The sequence below is a fragment of the Paraburkholderia jirisanensis genome, from assembly GCF_054782355.1.
Map to the genome: position 1 here is coordinate 642,881 of NZ_BAAGSQ010000027.1, position 16,881 is coordinate 659,761.

Consider the following 16,881-nt stretch of genomic DNA (forward strand, 5'->3'; position numbering starts at 1 on the left):
GGTCACCGGCAAGAGAGGCGGGGCCGTTGCAACAGTCAAAAACAGTGTTGCGACAGCCGCTTAGGTCATTGGAGCGAGCCCTCGAAAAAGGGCCGCGCGGCGGCAAAAACTGCCACTCGTTTCCTTCAAATCAAGCAAAATTATAAGGTATCATTACGCGTTCGACCCAAACCCGGACCGACTTACCAAGGCCTTTCTGGTGTTTCCCAGCAGTTTTCCCGCAGTTTCCCGGAAGGGAATGAATCCCATGCGGACTGAACCAAAGGCGAACGGCCTTGCCATAAGTCACCGGTAGCTACCCCAGCCGCTTCAGTTTTTCCGCGTGATTTCCGAATGGTTTCCGAACGTCCACGTCGCGTCGAAGCCTGCTCGAGTCACCCCGACTGAAGCCGTTAATATTTTCCGCTGCCGCCCTCCGCGTACGATGCGAGGCCCGGCTCCCAGCGAGACAGGATTTTGAATGTTTGGTTTTTTGCGCAGCTATTTCTCCAACGATCTCGCCATTGACCTCGGCACCGCCAACACGCTGATCTACATGCGTGGCAAGGGCATCGTTCTCGACGAACCGTCGGTCGTGTCGATCCGCCAGGAAGGCGGCCCGAACGGCAAGAAAACCATCCAGGCCGTCGGCCGCGAAGCAAAGCAGATGCTCGGCAAGGTGCCGGGCAACATCGAAGCGATCCGCCCGATGAAGGATGGCGTGATCGCCGACTTCACCGTCACCGAGCAGATGATCAAGCAGTTCATCAAGACTGCACACGAATCGCGGATGTTCTCGCCGTCGCCGCGCATCATTATCTGCGTGCCGTGCGGTTCGACCCAGGTCGAGCGCCGCGCGATCAAGGAAGCCGCGCACGGCGCGGGCGCCTCGCAGGTCTACCTGATCGAAGAACCGATGGCCGCCGCAATCGGCGCAGGCCTGCCGGTATCGGAAGCCACCGGCTCGATGGTGGTCGATATCGGCGGCGGCACGACCGAAGTCGGCGTGATTTCGCTCGGCGGCATTGTGTACAAAGGTTCGGTGCGGGTTGGCGGCGACAAGTTCGATGAAGCAATCGTCAATTACATCCGCCGCAACTACGGCATGTTGATCGGCGAGCAAACCGCCGAGGCGATCAAGAAAGAAATCGGTTCCGCGTTCCCCGGCTCCGAAGTCAAGGAAATGGAAGTGAAGGGCCGCAACCTGTCGGAAGGCATTCCGCGCAGCTTCACGATCTCCAGCAACGAAATTCTCGAAGCCCTCACCGATCCGCTGAACCAGATCGTGTCGTCGGTGAAGATCGCGCTCGAGCAAACGCCGCCGGAACTGGGCGCCGACATCGCCGAGCGCGGCATGATGCTGACGGGCGGTGGCGCACTGCTGCGCGACCTCGACCGCCTCCTCGCGGAAGAAACCGGCCTGCCGGTGCTGGTCGCCGAAGATCCGCTGACTTGCGTGGTACGCGGTTCAGGCATGGCGCTCGAGCGGATGGACAAGCTCGGCAGCATCTTCTCGTACGAGTAAGCGAGCCCCTTCCATGTCAGCGGCGCGGATCGATCGGCTGGCTTGTCCAGCCGCCGCGCGTCGGGTGTGCCGCCAGGCTGGCGGCCGTCTGTCGTGCCGTCGCCATCCGCGCCAGTTTGTGCGCCCCAGCCTCACCTAACCGCTCACGCCCCCGGCGCCGACCATGGAATACAGTCCGCCGCCTCTATTCAAACAAGGCCCATCGGCTCTTGCACGGCTGATCATGTTTGTCGTGCTGGCGCTCGTGCTGTTGATTACCGATGCGCGATTCCGGACGCTCGAGATCGTGCGCGGCGTGCTCGGCGCCGGCATTTACCCGTTGCAGCGCGCGGCCCTCGTGCCGCGCGACATTTTTATGGGCGCCGCCGATCTCGCAGTGACCAGCGCGACGCTGCGCGGTGAGAACGAACAACTGCGCGCGCGTAACCTGCGGCTTTCGCAGCAGGCGAACGAAGCGGCGCAGCTGGGCGCGGAAAATTCGCATCTGCGCAACCTGCTGCAGTTGTCGCAGCGCTCGCCGATTCAATCCACCCCCGCCGAAATCCAGTACGACACCCGCGATCCGTTCACGCAGAAAGTGGTGATCGGGCGTGGTTCGCAACAGGGCATCCAGGATGGTTCGCCAGTCGTCAACGAAGACGGCGTGGTGGGCCAGGTCACGCGTGTATTCCCGATGCAGGCGGAAGTGACGCTGCTCACCGACAAGGATCAGGCGGTGCCGGTGCAAATCGTGCGCACCGGCTTGCGCAGCGTGATTTACGGCACGCCGAAGGGCGATTCGCTCGATCTGCGCTTCGTGCCGACCAGCGCCGACGTGCTGGCCGGCGACGAACTCGTCACCAGCGGGCTCGACGGCGTCTATCCGCCGGGGCTGCCGGTAGCGAAGGTGGTGCGGGTCGACAAGCTCGCCGATACCGCGTTTGCGCACGTGATCTGCGCGCCGATCGCGCAGGCCCGCGGCGCGCGGCAATTGCTGGTGCTGCACTACCAGCACGATGTGCCGCCGCGTCCGGCGGACGAGCCGGATGCCGCCAGCGCCGCGAAAGACGCGAAGAAGAAGAGCGCGAAGGCTGCCAATGCCGCGAGCGGTGCAGCCGCTGCGCCTGCGCAAGCGGGCTCGGCTGCGGCGGCTACGGCAAACGCGAAAGCGCCCGCTGAAAACGCTAAAACACCCGCAGCCGGCGCGAAAGCCGCGTCGGCCGAGAAGAAACCCGCCGCCGACAAAAACGCGAAGGCGCAAACGGCTCAAGGAAAATCGCCGGCAGCCGAACCCAAGGCGCGCGCAGCCGAAGCGAAAGCACCCGCCGCGCAAGCCAAGTCGCCCACGGCTCAAGGGACCCAACCGTGAACCGCCCGCAATACATCCTGCAGCCGGTCAACCCGTACTTCATCGCGTTCAGCCTCGCTGCCGCGTTCCTGCTGAACATCATGCCGTGGGGGCGCCTCGTCGGCGTACCCGATTGCGTCGCGCTGGTGCTGCTGTTCTGGAACGTGCATCAGCCGCGCAAGGTCGGTATGGGCATCGCGTTCATGCTCGGCCTGCTGATGGACGTGCACAACGCCAGCCTGTTCGGCGAGCACGCGCTTGCCTATACGCTGCTGTCGTACGGCGCGATCACGATCCACCGCCGCGTGCTGTGGATGACGATGCCGGTGCAGATCTTCGCCGTGATGCCGCTGCTGGTGGTCGCGCAGCTGGTGCCGTTCATCATCCGCCTGTTGACCGGCGCGGCGTTCCCCGGCTGGGGCTATCTGGTCGACGGTTTTGTCGAAGCCGCGTTGTGGCCGGTCGCCAGTGTGCTGCTGCTGATGCCGCAGCGCCGCCCGGCCGACCCGGACGACACGCGGCCTATCTGATGCAGCTGCTGCAAGCGCCCATCACTGCGGGCCCAGGCTCAATCGCATGACCGAATTCAACGACACCCAGCAACAGCTTTCGAAATTCCGGCTGCGCGTCGCGGCGGCGGGGCTGTTCGTGCTCGTCTGCTTTGGGCTGATCGGCTTCCGCTTTCTGTTTCTGCAGGTGTGGCACTACAGCAAGTATTCGCTGCAGGCGGACGAAAACCGCATCTCGGTTGCGCCGATCGTACCGAACCGCGGCATCATCACCGACCGCAACGGCGTGGTGCTGGCAAAGAACTACTCGGCCTACACGCTCGAAATCACACCGTCGAAGCTGAACGATACGCTCGATAACGTGATCGACAAGCTGGCGACGGTGATCCCGATCGACGCGCGCGACCGGCGCCGCTTCAAGAAGCTGCAGGAAGACTCGAAGAACTTCGAGAGTCTGCCGATCCGAACCCGCCTGACCGACGACGAAGTGGCGCGCTTCACCGCGCAGCGCTTCCGCTTTCCGGGCGTCGAGGTGCGCGCGCGGCTGTTCCGTCAGTACCCGCTCGGGCCGACTGCCGCGCATGTGATCGGCTACATCGGCCGGATTTCGCAGCGCGACCAGGAACGCATCGACGACACCAGCGACCAGAACGACAGCGACCCGGACCACTACGATCCGCGCCTCGACGCGAACAACTACAAGGGCACCGACTATATCGGCAAGATCGGCGTCGAGCAGAGTTACGAAACCGAGCTGCACGGCCTGACCGGCTTCGAGGAAGTGGAAGTGACGGCCGGCGGCCGGCCGGTGCGCACGCTGTCGCGCACCCAGGCGACGCCCGGCAACAACCTCGTGCTGTCGATCGACATCGGCCTGCAGCAAGTGGCGGAGCAGGCGTTCGCCGGCAAGCGCGGCGCGCTGGTCGCGATCGAGCCGTCGACCGGCGACGTACTCGCGTTCGTGTCCGCGCCGAGCTTCGACCCGAACTCGTTCGTCGACGGGATCGACCAGCCGACATGGGACGAACTGAACAACTCGCCCGACCATCCGCTGCTGAACCGTCCGCTGCACGGCACCTATCCGCCGGGCTCGACGTACAAGCCGTTCATGGCGCTGGCCGCGCTGACGCTGCACAAACGCACGCCGCAGTGGGGGTTTCAGGATCCGGGCTCGTACACGTTCGGCGGTCACACGTTCCGCAACGACGTGCCGCAGGGTCAGGGCTGGGTCGACATGAACCGCGCGATCATGGTGTCGAACGACACGTATTTCTACATGCTCGCGCACGATCTCGGCGTCAACGCGATCGCCAACTTCATGAAGCCTTGGGGCTTCGGGCAGATTACCGGCATCGACGTCGCCGGCGAAGCGCGCGGCATCCTGCCTTCGACCGAATGGAAGCGCAAGGCGTACCGCAAGCCCGAACAGCAGAAGTGGTACGAAGGCGAAACCATCAGCCTCGGGATCGGCCAGGGGTACAACTCGTACACGATCCTGCAGCTCGCGCACGCTACTGCGACGCTCGCCAACAACGGCGTGCTGATGAAGCCACACCTCGTGAAAGAGATCGAGAATCCGATCTCGCACCAGCAGCGCCTGACCGTGCCGACCGACGACGGCCGCGTCAACGTATCGCAAGCGGATATCGATGTGGTCAAACGCGGCATGGAAAACGTCACGTCGAATCCGTCGGGCACCGCGTATCAGGTGTTTCGCAACGCGCCGTATCTGGCCGCGGGCAAGACCGGTACCGCGCAGGTGTTCTCGCTGCAGGGGCAGAAGTATCACGGGCACGCGCTCGCCGAGCATCTGCGCGACCACGCTCTGTTTATTGCGTTCGCTCCAGCGGAGGCCCCGAAGATCGCGGTCGCGCTGGTGGTCGAAAACGGTGGCTGGGGCGCGCAGGCCGCGGGACCGATCGCGCGCCGGGTGCTCGACTACTATCTGATCGACCGGCTGAAGCCGGGCGTCGAACAGGCTGCAGTGGTCGCCGCGGCTTCGGCAACCGAGAGTGCGTCGGGGCCGGTGATCGGCGATGCGCCGCAACCGGCGCAGCCAGCGCAGGCGGGACCGACGGCGCAGGCGGCGCTGACAGCGGCAGTGCAGCCGGTGACGCTCGCGGCCGGCTATACGCCGTTGCCGCCGCCGCCCGATGCGCCGAAGCCGAACTCGCCGCAAGCGGCTTCGCAAGCCGATGCGGCAAGCGGTGCAGCTGCGACGGGTGCGGGTGCGGGTGCGGGTGCGACGGGCGTACCCGGCGTCACCGGCAAGGCACCGCCGGCGGCCGCCGGCGCTTCGACCGCAAAGACAGCCGCGGCGACGTCAGCAAGCGCTGCAGCAGGCACCGCGGCAGGCTCGACGCGGAGCCGCCCACATTCGCCCCAAACACACGAAACACCTGAAACCGGCGCGGCAACCGCATCCGGTGCCGCCGCTGCATCCGCACCGCTGAAAGCCATCCCGCGCAAATCCGGCCCGCACCAACCGCGCCCGGCCAGCGATGCCGGCCCAGCCGCCGCCGCACCGTCACGCGAAGAACAGGTGGCGCCCGCGCCGCCGCGCGTGCCGGCCACCGGCGGCATCGACGAATAAAGGAGAAAGGCATGCAATTCGACAAGCGCGCCTGGCTCGACCGCATCAAGCAGATGTTCGCGGGCTTCGACAAGCCGCTCGCGCTGATTGTGTTCCTGCTGCTGTGCGTCGGCATCGTCACGCTGTATAGCGCGAGTCTCGACATGCCGGGACGCGTCGAAGACCAGCTGCGCAACATCCTGCTGACCTTCGTGCTGATGTGGGTGCTGGCCAACGTGCCGCCAACCACGCTGATGCGCTTCGCGGTGCCGATGTACACATTCGGCGTCGCGCTGCTGATTGCGGTGGCGTTGTTCGGGCTCACGCGCAAGGGCGCGAAACGCTGGATCAACGTCGGCGTGGTGATCCAGCCGTCCGAGATATTGAAGATCGCCACGCCGCTGATGCTCGCGTGGTACTACCAGCGTCGCGAAGGCGTGATGCGCTGGTACGACTATCTGGTCGGCCTCGTGATTCTCGCGATCCCGGTCGGGTTGATCGCCAAGCAGCCGGACCTCGGTACTGCGGTACTGGTGTTCGCCGCGGGCCTCTTCGTGATTTACTTCGCCGGCTTGAGCTTCAAGCTGATCGTGCCGGTGCTGATTGCCGCCGTGATGGCGGTGGCATCGATCGCCGTGTTCCAGGACAAGATCTGCCAGCCCGAAGTGCAATGGCCGCTGATGCACGACTACCAGAAGCATCGCATCTGCACGCTGCTCGATCCGACCTCCGACCCGCTCGGCAAGGGCTTTCACACAATCCAGGCGGTGATTGCGATCGGCTCCGGCGGGCCGCTCGGCAAGGGCTGGCTGAAGGGCACGCAAGCGCACCTCGAGTTCATCCCCGAGAAGCACACCGACTTCATCTTCGCGGTGTTCTCCGAGGAATTCGGGCTTGCCGGCGGCATTGTGCTGCTAACCTTGTACATGGCGTTGATCGCGCGCGGCCTGTATATCGCCGCGAACGGCGCGACCTTGTTCGGACGCTTGCTGGCAGGCTCGCTGACGATGGCGTTCTTCACCTACGCGTTCGTCAATATCGGTATGGTGAGCGGCATCTTGCCGGTGGTCGGCGTGCCGCTGCCGTTCATGAGCTACGGCGGCACCGCGCTGACCACGCTCGGTATTGCGATCGGCCTGATCATGAGCGTCGCGCGGCAGAAGCGCTTGATGCAGAGCTAGTGGGCCTTTCCTTGACGTTGACGCGCTCGCGCGGGACAAAATAAAAGGGAGGCGCATGTGAGCATGCGCCTCCCTTCGCTTCTGCTGCGCCGAGCGGTACCGGCTGGTGCTGGCTTATTCCACCTTATTCCGGCTTCGCCTCGTGCGATTCGCGCAGTTGCGCGCTCAACTGCTGGAATTTGAGCTTGGCCGCCGGATCGCCTTGCGCCGCGGCCGCCGCATAGTACGCGCGCGCCACGTTCAGGTTCTGCTTGACTCCATCGCCGCCGCGCTCATAGAACGAACCCGCCACGTATTGCGCAGTCATGTCGCCGCCTTCCGCAGCCTTCTTGTACCAGTAGAACGCCTGCTGGTTGTCGCGCGCGGTGCCGCGTCCATCGAGAAACTGGTTCGCCAGCGCGAGCTCCGCCTGAACGTGCCCTTGCTGCGCCGCCTTCAGGAACCACTGGTGCGCCTGCACCGGGTCGCGGCCGACGAATTCACCGTCGTCGTACATTTTTGCGTACACGTACTGCGCGTGCGACATGTTCGCTTCGGCAGCCTTGCGCAACCACTTCTTGCCTTCGTCGATATTGGCCGGGCCGCCTTCGCCGTTGAGCAGCATCATCGCGTAGTTGAATTCGGCAAGCCGGTTGCCGCGCTGCGCCGCCTTGCGGAATTCCTCTAGCGCAGTGGGCAGATTGCCGGCGTTGTAGTCGGCCACCGCGTTCTGCGTTTCGGCGTCTTCAGCAGCCTTGGGCGCTTTCGGATGCGTGGTCTGCGCGAACGCCACGCCGGCGCTCGCACATGCCGCTGCCAGCACGCCTGCTGTTATCAGCGTTCGTAATTTCTGCACGGCGCCACCGCTGCGCGTAGCCCTGCCAGTTCGCAACAACCCCTTCATGAACGGACCTCCTGCAGCGCCTGCCGGGTCGTGCGCAACAGCCACATCACATCGGCGGCAAGCGCAATGAAACGGAAACCGGCGTTGCGGTATTGGCGCGCACTGGCTACGTCCATCGCGAAAATGCCCGACGCGACATGTGCACTCTTCGCAGCTTGCACGATGCGTGCCATTGCCTGCTCCACGTCCGGATGCTTCGAATCGCCGAGATGCCCGAGGCTCGCAGCCAGATCGGCCGGCCCGACAAACAGGCAATCGACGCCCGGCACCGCCGCAATCTGCTCGACCTGCTCGAGCGCACGTACCGATTCGATCTGCACGATCGTCGCGATCTGCGCATTCGCGTTCTGCAGATAGTCGCGACGCATGCCGTACGCAGCGGCGCGCACTGCGCCGGCCACGCCGCGCAGGCCATCGGCGGCGTCGGCGGTCGGGTATTGGGTCAGCCGCACCGCATAGGCGGCTTCATCCGCGGATTCGACATTCGGGAACATCAGCGTGCGCGCGCCAGCATCCAGCACGCGCTTGACGATCCATGGCTCGGCAGCCGGCACGCGCACCACCGGCTCGCTCGGCAGATGCGCGGCGGCGATCGCGCGCAGTTGGCCGGAGACCTCGACGCTATCGTTCGGGGCGTGCTCCATGTCGATCAGCAGCCAGTCGAAACCGGCGTGCGCAAGTGCCTCGGCTGCGCTGTCGCTACCGAGCGACAGCCACAGTCCGTACAGCGGGTCGGGGTCTTTCAGGCGCAGCTTCAGCGGGTTCGTGAACGTGCTCATCGACGCGCTCCAGCGCGGCATGCTGCACCGCATGAGGTGCGGCACATCGCGCCGCCCGAATTGAGGCCGCATTGAGTGTGGCCATGGCGGCCGAAGGCGCGGCCAGGGGTGTGACTGCAGGTTTCGCCGATATCGGTCGGGCAGGTTTGCCCGTGGTCTCGTTGCAGCGTGGCGGTAGCAGGCATGTCTCGCTCCGGGTGGTTATCGAAACGATCATACCGTGACAATAACGCGTTAGTCGCGCCCGACGTCAGCCCAGCAGTTCGGCGTTTCGTACAGCCGCACGCGTTGCAGGCGCAGGTTCACGCCATAGTGCGCGTCGTAGACGTTGGACAGAATCTCGAACGCGGCACGCGCGAGGTTTTCGACAGTCGGCACGCGGTCCAGCACCACCGTCTTGTGGCCGGGCATCGATTCGAGAAAGCCGCGCACCTGCGTGTCGCCGCTATAGACGATGAACGCGTGATCCCACAGGTTCACCAGATGCTCCATCGCCAGCAACTTCACGTCGGCGAAATCCATCACCATGCCGCGATCCGATGCGCCCTCGGTCTCGACGACGTCGCCCTGCAGCGTGATTTCCAGCACATAGCGGTGACCATGCAGATTGCGACACTGGCTGCGGTGGTCGGGGATGCGGTGGCCCGCATCGAATTCGAGTTTTCGGGTAATCGTCAGCACGGCAATCAGGGGATATTCAGATATTTATGGGTTTGCATCGACAGGCGCCACTGCGGGTGGCGCTTGCACCAGTCGATCGCGAGCTTCGTGTTGAGCTCGCGCGACGGGCCGTCCATCGGCTGGACGAGGAAATACTGGAAGTCGAGTTTCGCGTAGTCGGCGAGGCGCTGGTTTTCCTGCGGAATCACCACCTTCAGTTCGTTGCCCTTCGTGACGACCAGCGGTGCATCGGCCTTCGGGCTCACGCAGATCCAGTCGATCGTCTCGAGTACCGGCAGCGAGCCGTTGGTTTCGATCGCGATTTCGAAGCCGGCTGCATGCAGCGCGTCGACCAGCGGCGCGTCGATCTGCAGCATCGGCTCACCGCCGGTGCACACCACGAAACGATTGCCCTCGCCCGCCGGCCACTGCGATGCGATCATCGCGACCAGTTCAGCGGCGCTGCGGTACTTGCCGCCGTTCTCGCCATCGGTGCCGACGAAATCCGTATCGCAGAAACGGCACACCGCTGCTGCGCGGTCTTCTTCGCGGCCCGACCACAGGTTGCATCCGGAGAAGCGGCAGAACACCGCCGGGCGGCCGGCATTCGCGCCTTCGCCCTGCAGCGTGTAGAAGATTTCCTTGACCGAGTACGTCATGCTGGTTTGCCTGATTCTGCGTGATGCTGGTTATGCGGGCGATGTGGATTATGCGGTGTATGCCGGTTGCCAGGATTCTGCTTCCGGCCGTTGCGTCATTCGGTGGCTACATTGTCGCGGTGCTGCGTTGTTGCTGCGTTGTTGCCGCGTGGCCGCTGCATGACTGCTGCGGTGTCACGCGCTGCGGCCCGCTGCAACCGTGACGCGCCATCTATACCGGCTCGCTCACCTGATCGCCCGCAAGATAGGCCTCATAGCCCCGCTTGCGCAAGCGACACGCCGGACACTCGCCGCAACCGAAGCCCCACGCATGCAGTTCCGCGCGCTCGCCGACATAACACGTGTGCGTTTCGACGCGTACCAGTTCAACCAGTTCGTCGCCGCCAAGCTGCTGCGCAAGACGCCACGTATCGGCTTTATCAAGCCACATCAGCGGCGTTTCCAGCACGAAGCGGCTGTCCATGCCGAGATTCAACGTGACCTGCAGCGCCTTCATCGTATCGTCGCGGCAATCGGGGTAGCCGGAAAAATCCGTCTCGCACATGCCACCGACCAGCACCTGCAAACCGCGTCGATAAGCAATCGCCGCAGCGATCGTCATGAACATCAGGTTGCGCCCCGGCACGAACGTGTTCGGCAAGCCGCTTGCCGCGGTTTCGATCTGGATCTCACGCGTCATCGCGGTATCGCTGATTGCGCCCAGCACCGACAGATCGATCGTGTGATCGTCGCCGAGTCGCTCGCGCCATGCCGGAAACGCTTGCATCAGTGCCGCGCGAAAGCCTTCGCGACACTCGAGCTCGACACGATGCCGCTGGCCATAGTCGAAGCCGAGCGTTTCAACCGTGTCGTAACGGTCGAGCGCCCACGCAAGGCAGGTAGCTGAATCCTGGCCACCGGAAAACAGCACCAGCGCGCTGTTCTTCGCGTCTTTGCGAGTCACCGTGAAACTCCGTGAATACTCAAATGATCGTGTCCGCAGCCGGCGTTGCCGCCAGCCCAAGCAGTATAGGCCGGGGCTTCACCGCGTAGCGCGGGCCAGCCGTATGCCCATGATCGTCCGGCAGATGACCTACGCGGCGCGCAGCCGACTTGCCGGAAACGACAAAGGACTTGCGACCGGACAGTGCAAGTCCTTGAATTTTTGAGATTTTATCATGTGGCACGGAATGCTGCCGCGCGCTGCGCACAGCGGTCGCGGCATACGCTCTGTAGCGCCGTGCCCCGATAAAGAAACACGTAAAAGAAAAGCCCCAGGAATCTTGCGATTTCCTGGGGCCGAATCCTGGTGGCCTGGGGCGGAATCGAACCACCGACACGCGGATTTTCAATCCGCTGCTCTACCAACTGAGCTACCGGGCCAACGAAGAAGCGAGAGTATAACAAAGCGAGTTGCGTCGCTCAAGCCCCTTGGTAAAAATTCTCGCGATGAGCGTGGACGACGTGCGCAGGCGCTGTCATTCGCTCTTGTTCTTGCCCAGATCGACACCGAGTTGCTTCAGCTTGCGATACAGGTGCGTCCGCTCGAGACCGGTCTTCTCCGCCACTCGCGTCATGCTGCCGTTCTCGCGCGCGAGATGGTATTCGAAGTAAGCACGCTCGAATGCATCGCGCGCATCGCGCAGTGGAATGTCGAATGAGATCGACGTGGTCTGCACCGGCGCCGGCGTGCCGACACTTGTTCCGGTGCCCGTGCTCGCGCTGGTGTTGTCTTGCACGAGTGTAGGCAGCGAGGCGGCCGAAGCCACCGCCGAGGTCGTGGCCTGCGCTGCCGGCTTGGCCGCCGCGGCGCCGCCTGGCGCAGGCGCCGCGCTGCCGCGCGCGAGCCCCTGCTCGACTGCCTTCAGCAGCTTTTGCAACGCAATCGGTTTCTCGAGGAAATTCAACGCACCGATTTTCGTCGCCTCGACTGCGGTGTCGATCGTCGCGTGGCCCGACATCATGATGACCGGCATCGTCAGATGCCCTTGCGCGGCCCACTCTTTCAGCAACGTCACGCCATCGGTGTCGGGCATCCAGATGTCGAGCAGCACCAGGTCGGGCGCGGCGCGTAACCGTGCATCACGCGCTTCCTGCGCGTTCTCCGCAACTTCGACGACATGCCCTTCGTCGCTCAGGATCTCCGAGAGCAATTCCCGGATGCCCATTTCATCGTCTACCACCAGGATGGTTGCCATTTACGCTGCCCTTGTCTGCACGGTTGCTTTTGTCGTTCCCTGCGACGCGCTGCCGCGCGTCGTCTGCGGTCCTGCATGCGGCCCCGGGGTTGGCCCGCTACCGGGCGCCGCGTGGTCGGCGAGTTGCAGGAAGAGTATCGAGATCTGCGCACCTTCAATCACATCGCCCGCCTTCAGGCGATTGCGGATATCGATGCGCGCGCCGTGTTCGTCGACGATCTTCTTGACCATCGCCAGCCCAAGCCCTGTACCTTTGGCTTTGGTCGTCACATAAGGTTCGAATGCACGCGTCAGGATGCGCGCGGAAAAGCCCGGCCCGTTGTCCGATACCGTCAGCCGCACCGCGACACGCGCTTTGCCGTCCGCATCGGGATCGCCATATTCTACTGTCCGCGTTTCCAGCACCACACGCGGATGCGGGACGTCGGCCACCGCGTCCTGCGCATTCTGCAGCAGGTTGTGGACCACCTGGCGCAATTGCGTGGCGTCGCCGCGGATCACCGGCAGGTTGGCCATCTCGACAGCGATCGGGCTCTTGCCTTCCTCGATGCCATACAGCGTCAGCACTTCGCTTACGAGTTCATTAAGCTGCAGGTTCGCGAGTACCGCGGGCGGCGTGCGCGCGTAGTCGCGGAAGTCGTCGACCATCTGCTTCATCGCCGCGACCTGGTTCACGATGGTCGTCGCGCCGCGCTTGAGCACGTCGGCATCGGATGGACCGAGCTTGTCCGACAGCTTCATCTGCAAGCGCTCGGCCGATAGCTGAATTGGCGTGAGCGGGTTCTTGATCTCGTGCGCGAGGCGCCGCGCGACTTCGCCCCATGCAACCGAACGCTGCGCGGAAATCACGTCGGAGATGTCGTCGAATACGACCACGTAGCCCGCGGTTGGCGCGTCGTCCGAATCCGTCGCCGAGGTTGCTGCAACCAGTCGCGCGCCGCGCACCAGCAGGGTCAGCGGGTCGGCTTCGCCGGCCATCTGCATCGAGAACTGCTGTTGCCAGTGGCCCGCGTCGATCTGGTCGTCGCTGCTCGCGGCCTCGCGATCCGCGAAGGCCTTGCGGACCATCCCGCCGAACTCGCTCAGTACCGTGATGCGATCGAGCGCCGAACCCAGCGAAGCCTGGAACGGTTGACGGAAAATGCGCTCGGCGCCGCGGTTCGCGGTAGTCAGGCGGAACTGCCGGTCGAACACGAACACGCCGGCGGTGAGGTTCGCGAGAATGCTTTCGAGGTAGGCCTTCGAATGCTCGAGTGCGATCCGGTTGTTCTCGACCGCCGCACGCGCTTCTGAAAGCTGCCGTGTCATCGCGTTGAACGATTGCGTCAGGAAGCCGAGTTCGTCGCGCGACTTGATCTCGCGTTTGGGCGTGTAGTCGCCTTCGGTCACTTCCTTGGTGCCCTGCGCGAGCAGGAACAGCGGCCGCGCCAGCTGATTGCCGAGCGCGAGCGCAAGCATCATCGCGATAAAGGTGGCGAGGAACAACGCGAGCGTCAGCGTGCCGATATACATCTTGCGCAGACCAGTACGGCCAAGCGCCTTTTCCTGGTACTCGCGATACGCGCGCTGCACCGCGTCCGCATTGCGCGCGAGCGAAGCCGACACCGGTTGCGTGAGTTGCAGGAAGCGGTCGGTCGCCTGCAGCTGCGTGGAGTTCGTGTCGGGAATGCGCTGCACGATGCGTAGGCGCAACGCGCCCTTGCTGCCGTGCTCACGCGGGTCGCCGTCCACTTCGCCTTCGATCGCCGCAAAGCCGCGGCCGCGCGCCTGCTCGATCATCAGCGGCGTGGGTAGGTCGGTCGGCACCAGCGACGCATAGTTGCCCGTGGCCTGCGCGACCACGTGCATGTCCGGCGACGCGCCCGACATGCTGCGCACCGGCTCGACGATGGTCGCATCCTGCACGCCGAACTGGTCGCGCAAACGCAGCAGCGTCAGCGTCGTGCCGGCCGAATCCGCATTCGCGAGCTGCTCGGCCATCAGCCGGCCCTTGGTTTGCAGATCGGACAGCGACGCGTCGAGCATGCCGCGCCCGAGGCTCAAGCCCGAGGTCAACGCAGTCTCGACGTTCACGTCGAACCACGACTCGATGCTGCGCGACACGAACTGGTACGACACGATATAGATGATGCCGCCCGGCACCACGCCAACCAGCGCAAAGAAAAACGCCAGTTTGGCGAGCAGCCGCGTGCCGAACTTGCCTTTGCGCAGGCGCGAGATGATCACCACCACCAGCACCGCGACGATCCCCATGAAGATCAGCGCGACCGCAATGTTGGCCGTGTACAACCACTGGTAATAGCGATCGAAGAATTCCGTATTCGCGCTCGCTGCTGCAAGCAGCACGAGCAGCAGGACAGCCGTTACCGCCACCGTCGACACCAGCAAACGCACGACGATGCTGCTGACACTGGTGTCGCGGCGCACTTTATTTAGCACGATCGCTCACCGTAAAGGTAAATCGCTTCCAGTCGGAAGCAAGGTTCCAGTCGCGGTTGTTCACCGCATCGATCTGGAACGGCTTGGGCATCAGCGCGATATCCAGCTGCATGCGCACCGATGCCGTGTAGGTTTCGCCCGCATGCACTTCGTTGCGGTCGATCACATGCCAGGACGTCACGTGCTTGATCACCGAAAGCGCCTCGTTCAACGAGCTGAAACCGAGTTGCAGGCCGCCCGTCGAGACCCGGTATTCGCGCGTGAGCGGCTGGAACGACAGGCGAATGCTCTGCGAGATGCTCACGGGCTGCTCGTCGAACCAGTACCAGCGCGGCCGGCTCAATTCGAAATCGGTCGTGAAATACAGCGGGATGCCCTTGTTGACCGCGTCTTCAAGGTTGCTGTTCAGGTCGAATTCGAAACGCGCGTCGAGCGTCCAGCCGCTGCTGTCCGACTGCAGCGACGCGCGCTGAACCGCGATCGAATCCGCATACGCCGGCGCGGCTGCGCTCAGACAAAGCACCAGCGCCAACCAGAGCGCGACCGCGAGCCGTAACGGAAAGAGGCGTTTGATGATCACCGTTTCTGAAAGCGCGCGTAGAAAAATCCGTCGTGGTCTGGGTTCGAGCCGGTGCCTTGTCCGGCGCGGGAACCGGCCGATGTGTCGGCGGGCGCGCGAGCAGTTGCAGGCAGCAATTGCCCCGGCGCGTCCAATCGTACCGCATCCTGATGGTTGTCTCCAAACCACACCGCTTGCAACTCGCCCTCATCCGGCAGGATCGAGCATGTGACGTACAGCAACTCGCCACCAGGTTTCACGAGCGGCCAGAGCGCAGAGAGGATGCGGCGTTGCTGTTCGACGAGTGCCGGAATGTCCGACGCGCGGCGCAGCCAGCGGATGTCGGGATGACGCCGGACGATGCCTGATGCGGAACACGGGACGTCGGCAAGGATGCGGTCGAACGGCGGATCTGAAGCGGCGTGCCACGCGGATGGGTTGCCTGCGTCGCCGATCACCACTTTTGCGGTGAGGTTCAGGCGCGCGAGGTTTTCGCCGATGCGCGCGGCGCGTGAAGCGTCGCTTTCGAGCGCGACGAGGTCGAGCTCGGCGAGTTCCAGCAGGTGGCCGGTCTTGCCGCCGGGTGCAGCGCATGCGTCGAGTACGCGCATGCCGTCGCGTACGTCGAGCAATTGCGCGGCGAGCTGCGCGCCGGCGTCCTGCACGGAGACAATGCCCTCGTGGAAGCCGGGAATCTTGTCCACAGGCGCCGGTGTGTCAAGGCGAACCGCGTGAATGCCGGCCTGCGCGGCGCCGATCTGGTGCTCACTCAAGGTTTGCAGGTACGCGTCGACGCTTGCGCGGCGTGCGTTCACGCGCAACGTGAGCGGGCCTTGCGTGTTGCCCGCGGCCAGCACGGCTTGCCATGCGTCGGGCCACGCGCGGCGTACCGCGTCGATCCACCAGCGCGGGTAGTTCCATTGTGCGGTGGGGTCACTGGCAGCCTCGGCGAGCAGCGCGTCGCGCTCGCGCAGGAAGCTGCGCAGTACCGCGTTCGTCATGCCCTTCGCGAACGCAAACTCGCGACGCGCACCGATTGCCTCGACCGCCTGGTCGACGACCGTGAACGGCGTGTAGGCGGCTGTGGGTCCGTCGTCGACCAGGAGCGCAAATGCACATGCAAGCACGTGCGCGACGTTGGGCGGCGGTGCCTTGTGCGTCAGCTTGGCGACCAGCCATTCGGCGGTGCCGAGACGCCGCATCGTCCGGTACGCGATGTCTTGCACGGCGCCGTGCGCGACGCTCGTGGCGTTGGACGGCAATGATGAAAATACTGCGCTCAACGCGGCCGGCAAGGCCGCGCCGAGTCGCACGGCCCCTACTGCTTGCGCAGCGCAATCCAGTGCGAAGCCGAGCGACTCCGGTGCCAGATGCAGCTTCGACAGAAGGGACTCGCGCGCGTGAGTCGCGGGTTGGGCTGGGCGTTGGGAGGACTTTCGGATCATGAAAAAGGGAACAGTGCAGGCGGCGATGGTGCGGCCGATGTAAACGGCACATTGTAGCTTGGCCGGCCAGTCGGACCGTGTGTGCGGTGCCGACGTGTGCTTGTTCGGCAACAGCGTTGTTGCTGCGGCGGTTTGTGTGCTGGGGGGTGCCGCTCCGCGATGTGGGCGGGGGGGTTGGGCTGGGGGT

Annotated in this window: 14 protein-coding genes and 1 tRNA gene; 5 read left to right on the plus strand and 10 right to left on the minus strand. The window is 64.2% G+C overall.

Annotation, left to right across the window (positions count from 1 at the left end; genetic code table 11):
* The first annotated feature begins 460 nt into the window (after positions 1-460).
* The 5 genes from ACYVNQ_RS25660 (at position 461) to rodA (ending at position 7,093) form a co-directional block, all read left to right on the plus strand.
* Positions 461-1,504: a rod shape-determining protein gene (locus ACYVNQ_RS25660; RefSeq protein ID WP_017772379.1), complete on the plus strand. Its 1,044-nt coding sequence runs from the start codon at positions 461-463 to the stop codon at positions 1,502-1,504.
* Between the two features lie 163 nt (positions 1,505-1,667).
* The gene (gene mreC, locus ACYVNQ_RS25665; protein ID WP_460906023.1) at positions 1,668-2,852 is read left to right on the plus strand and encodes a rod shape-determining protein MreC; all 1,185 of its coding nucleotides are present in this window, start codon (positions 1,668-1,670) and stop codon (positions 2,850-2,852) included.
* Complete coding sequence (gene mreD / locus ACYVNQ_RS25670; RefSeq protein ID WP_460906025.1) at positions 2,849-3,361, plus strand: rod shape-determining protein MreD; 513 nt, start codon at positions 2,849-2,851, stop codon at positions 3,359-3,361. Before mreC ends, mreD begins: the two co-directional genes overlap by 4 nt.
* A gap of 46 nt (positions 3,362-3,407) precedes the next feature.
* Complete coding sequence (mrdA, locus tag ACYVNQ_RS25675; RefSeq protein WP_460906027.1) at positions 3,408-5,933, plus strand: penicillin-binding protein 2; 2,526 nt, start codon at positions 3,408-3,410, stop codon at positions 5,931-5,933.
* Positions 5,934-5,944: 11 nt separating this feature from the next.
* The gene (gene rodA / locus ACYVNQ_RS25680) at positions 5,945-7,093 is read left to right on the plus strand and encodes a rod shape-determining protein RodA (RefSeq protein WP_460906029.1); all 1,149 of its coding nucleotides are present in this window, start codon (positions 5,945-5,947) and stop codon (positions 7,091-7,093) included.
* Between the two features lie 124 nt (positions 7,094-7,217).
* Here the strand turns inward: rodA and ACYVNQ_RS25685 are convergent, their stop codons facing one another.
* From ACYVNQ_RS25685 to rsmB, 10 genes are all read right to left on the minus strand, one after another.
* The gene (locus tag ACYVNQ_RS25685; protein WP_460906031.1) at positions 7,218-7,928 is read right to left on the minus strand and encodes a tetratricopeptide repeat protein; all 711 of its coding nucleotides are present in this window, start codon (positions 7,926-7,928) and stop codon (positions 7,218-7,220) included.
* Between the two features lie 44 nt (positions 7,929-7,972).
* Entirely contained in the window at positions 7,973-8,755 is a 783-nt protein-coding gene (locus tag ACYVNQ_RS25690) for an HpcH/HpaI aldolase family protein (protein ID WP_460906033.1), read from the minus strand.
* Between the two features lie 234 nt (positions 8,756-8,989).
* Positions 8,990-9,433: a 6-carboxytetrahydropterin synthase QueD gene (queD, locus tag ACYVNQ_RS25695; protein ID WP_460906108.1), complete on the minus strand. Its 444-nt coding sequence runs from the start codon at positions 9,431-9,433 to the stop codon at positions 8,990-8,992.
* An 8-nt stretch (positions 9,434-9,441) separates the two neighbouring features.
* Complete coding sequence (gene queE / locus ACYVNQ_RS25700) at positions 9,442-10,074, minus strand: 7-carboxy-7-deazaguanine synthase (protein WP_460906036.1); 633 nt, start codon at positions 10,072-10,074, stop codon at positions 9,442-9,444.
* 211 nt (positions 10,075-10,285) lie between these two features.
* On the minus strand, positions 10,286-11,017 hold the full coding sequence (queC, locus tag ACYVNQ_RS25705) for a 7-cyano-7-deazaguanine synthase QueC (protein WP_460906038.1): 732 nt from the start codon (positions 11,015-11,017) through the stop codon (positions 10,286-10,288).
* Positions 11,018-11,360: 343 nt separating this feature from the next.
* Positions 11,361-11,436: transfer RNA gene (locus ACYVNQ_RS25710), tRNA-Phe, on the minus strand.
* 95 nt (positions 11,437-11,531) lie between these two features.
* Positions 11,532-12,251 (minus strand): response regulator transcription factor EsaR, encoded by a 720-nt coding sequence (gene esaR / locus ACYVNQ_RS25715; RefSeq protein WP_460906040.1) that lies wholly within the window; start codon positions 12,249-12,251, stop codon positions 11,532-11,534.
* Positions 12,252-14,690 (minus strand): sensor histidine kinase, encoded by a 2,439-nt coding sequence (locus tag ACYVNQ_RS25720; RefSeq protein ID WP_460906042.1) that lies wholly within the window; start codon positions 14,688-14,690, stop codon positions 12,252-12,254.
* A complete protein-coding gene (locus ACYVNQ_RS25725) occupies positions 14,680-15,270 on the minus strand; it encodes a DUF4390 domain-containing protein (protein WP_460906044.1) in 591 nt (196 codons plus the stop codon). Before ACYVNQ_RS25725 ends, ACYVNQ_RS25720 begins: the two co-directional genes overlap by 11 nt.
* Positions 15,267-16,694: a 16S rRNA (cytosine(967)-C(5))-methyltransferase RsmB gene (gene rsmB / locus ACYVNQ_RS25730; RefSeq protein WP_460906046.1), complete on the minus strand. Its 1,428-nt coding sequence runs from the start codon at positions 16,692-16,694 to the stop codon at positions 15,267-15,269. Before rsmB ends, ACYVNQ_RS25725 begins: the two co-directional genes overlap by 4 nt.
* Between the last annotated feature and the right edge of the window lie 187 nt (positions 16,695-16,881).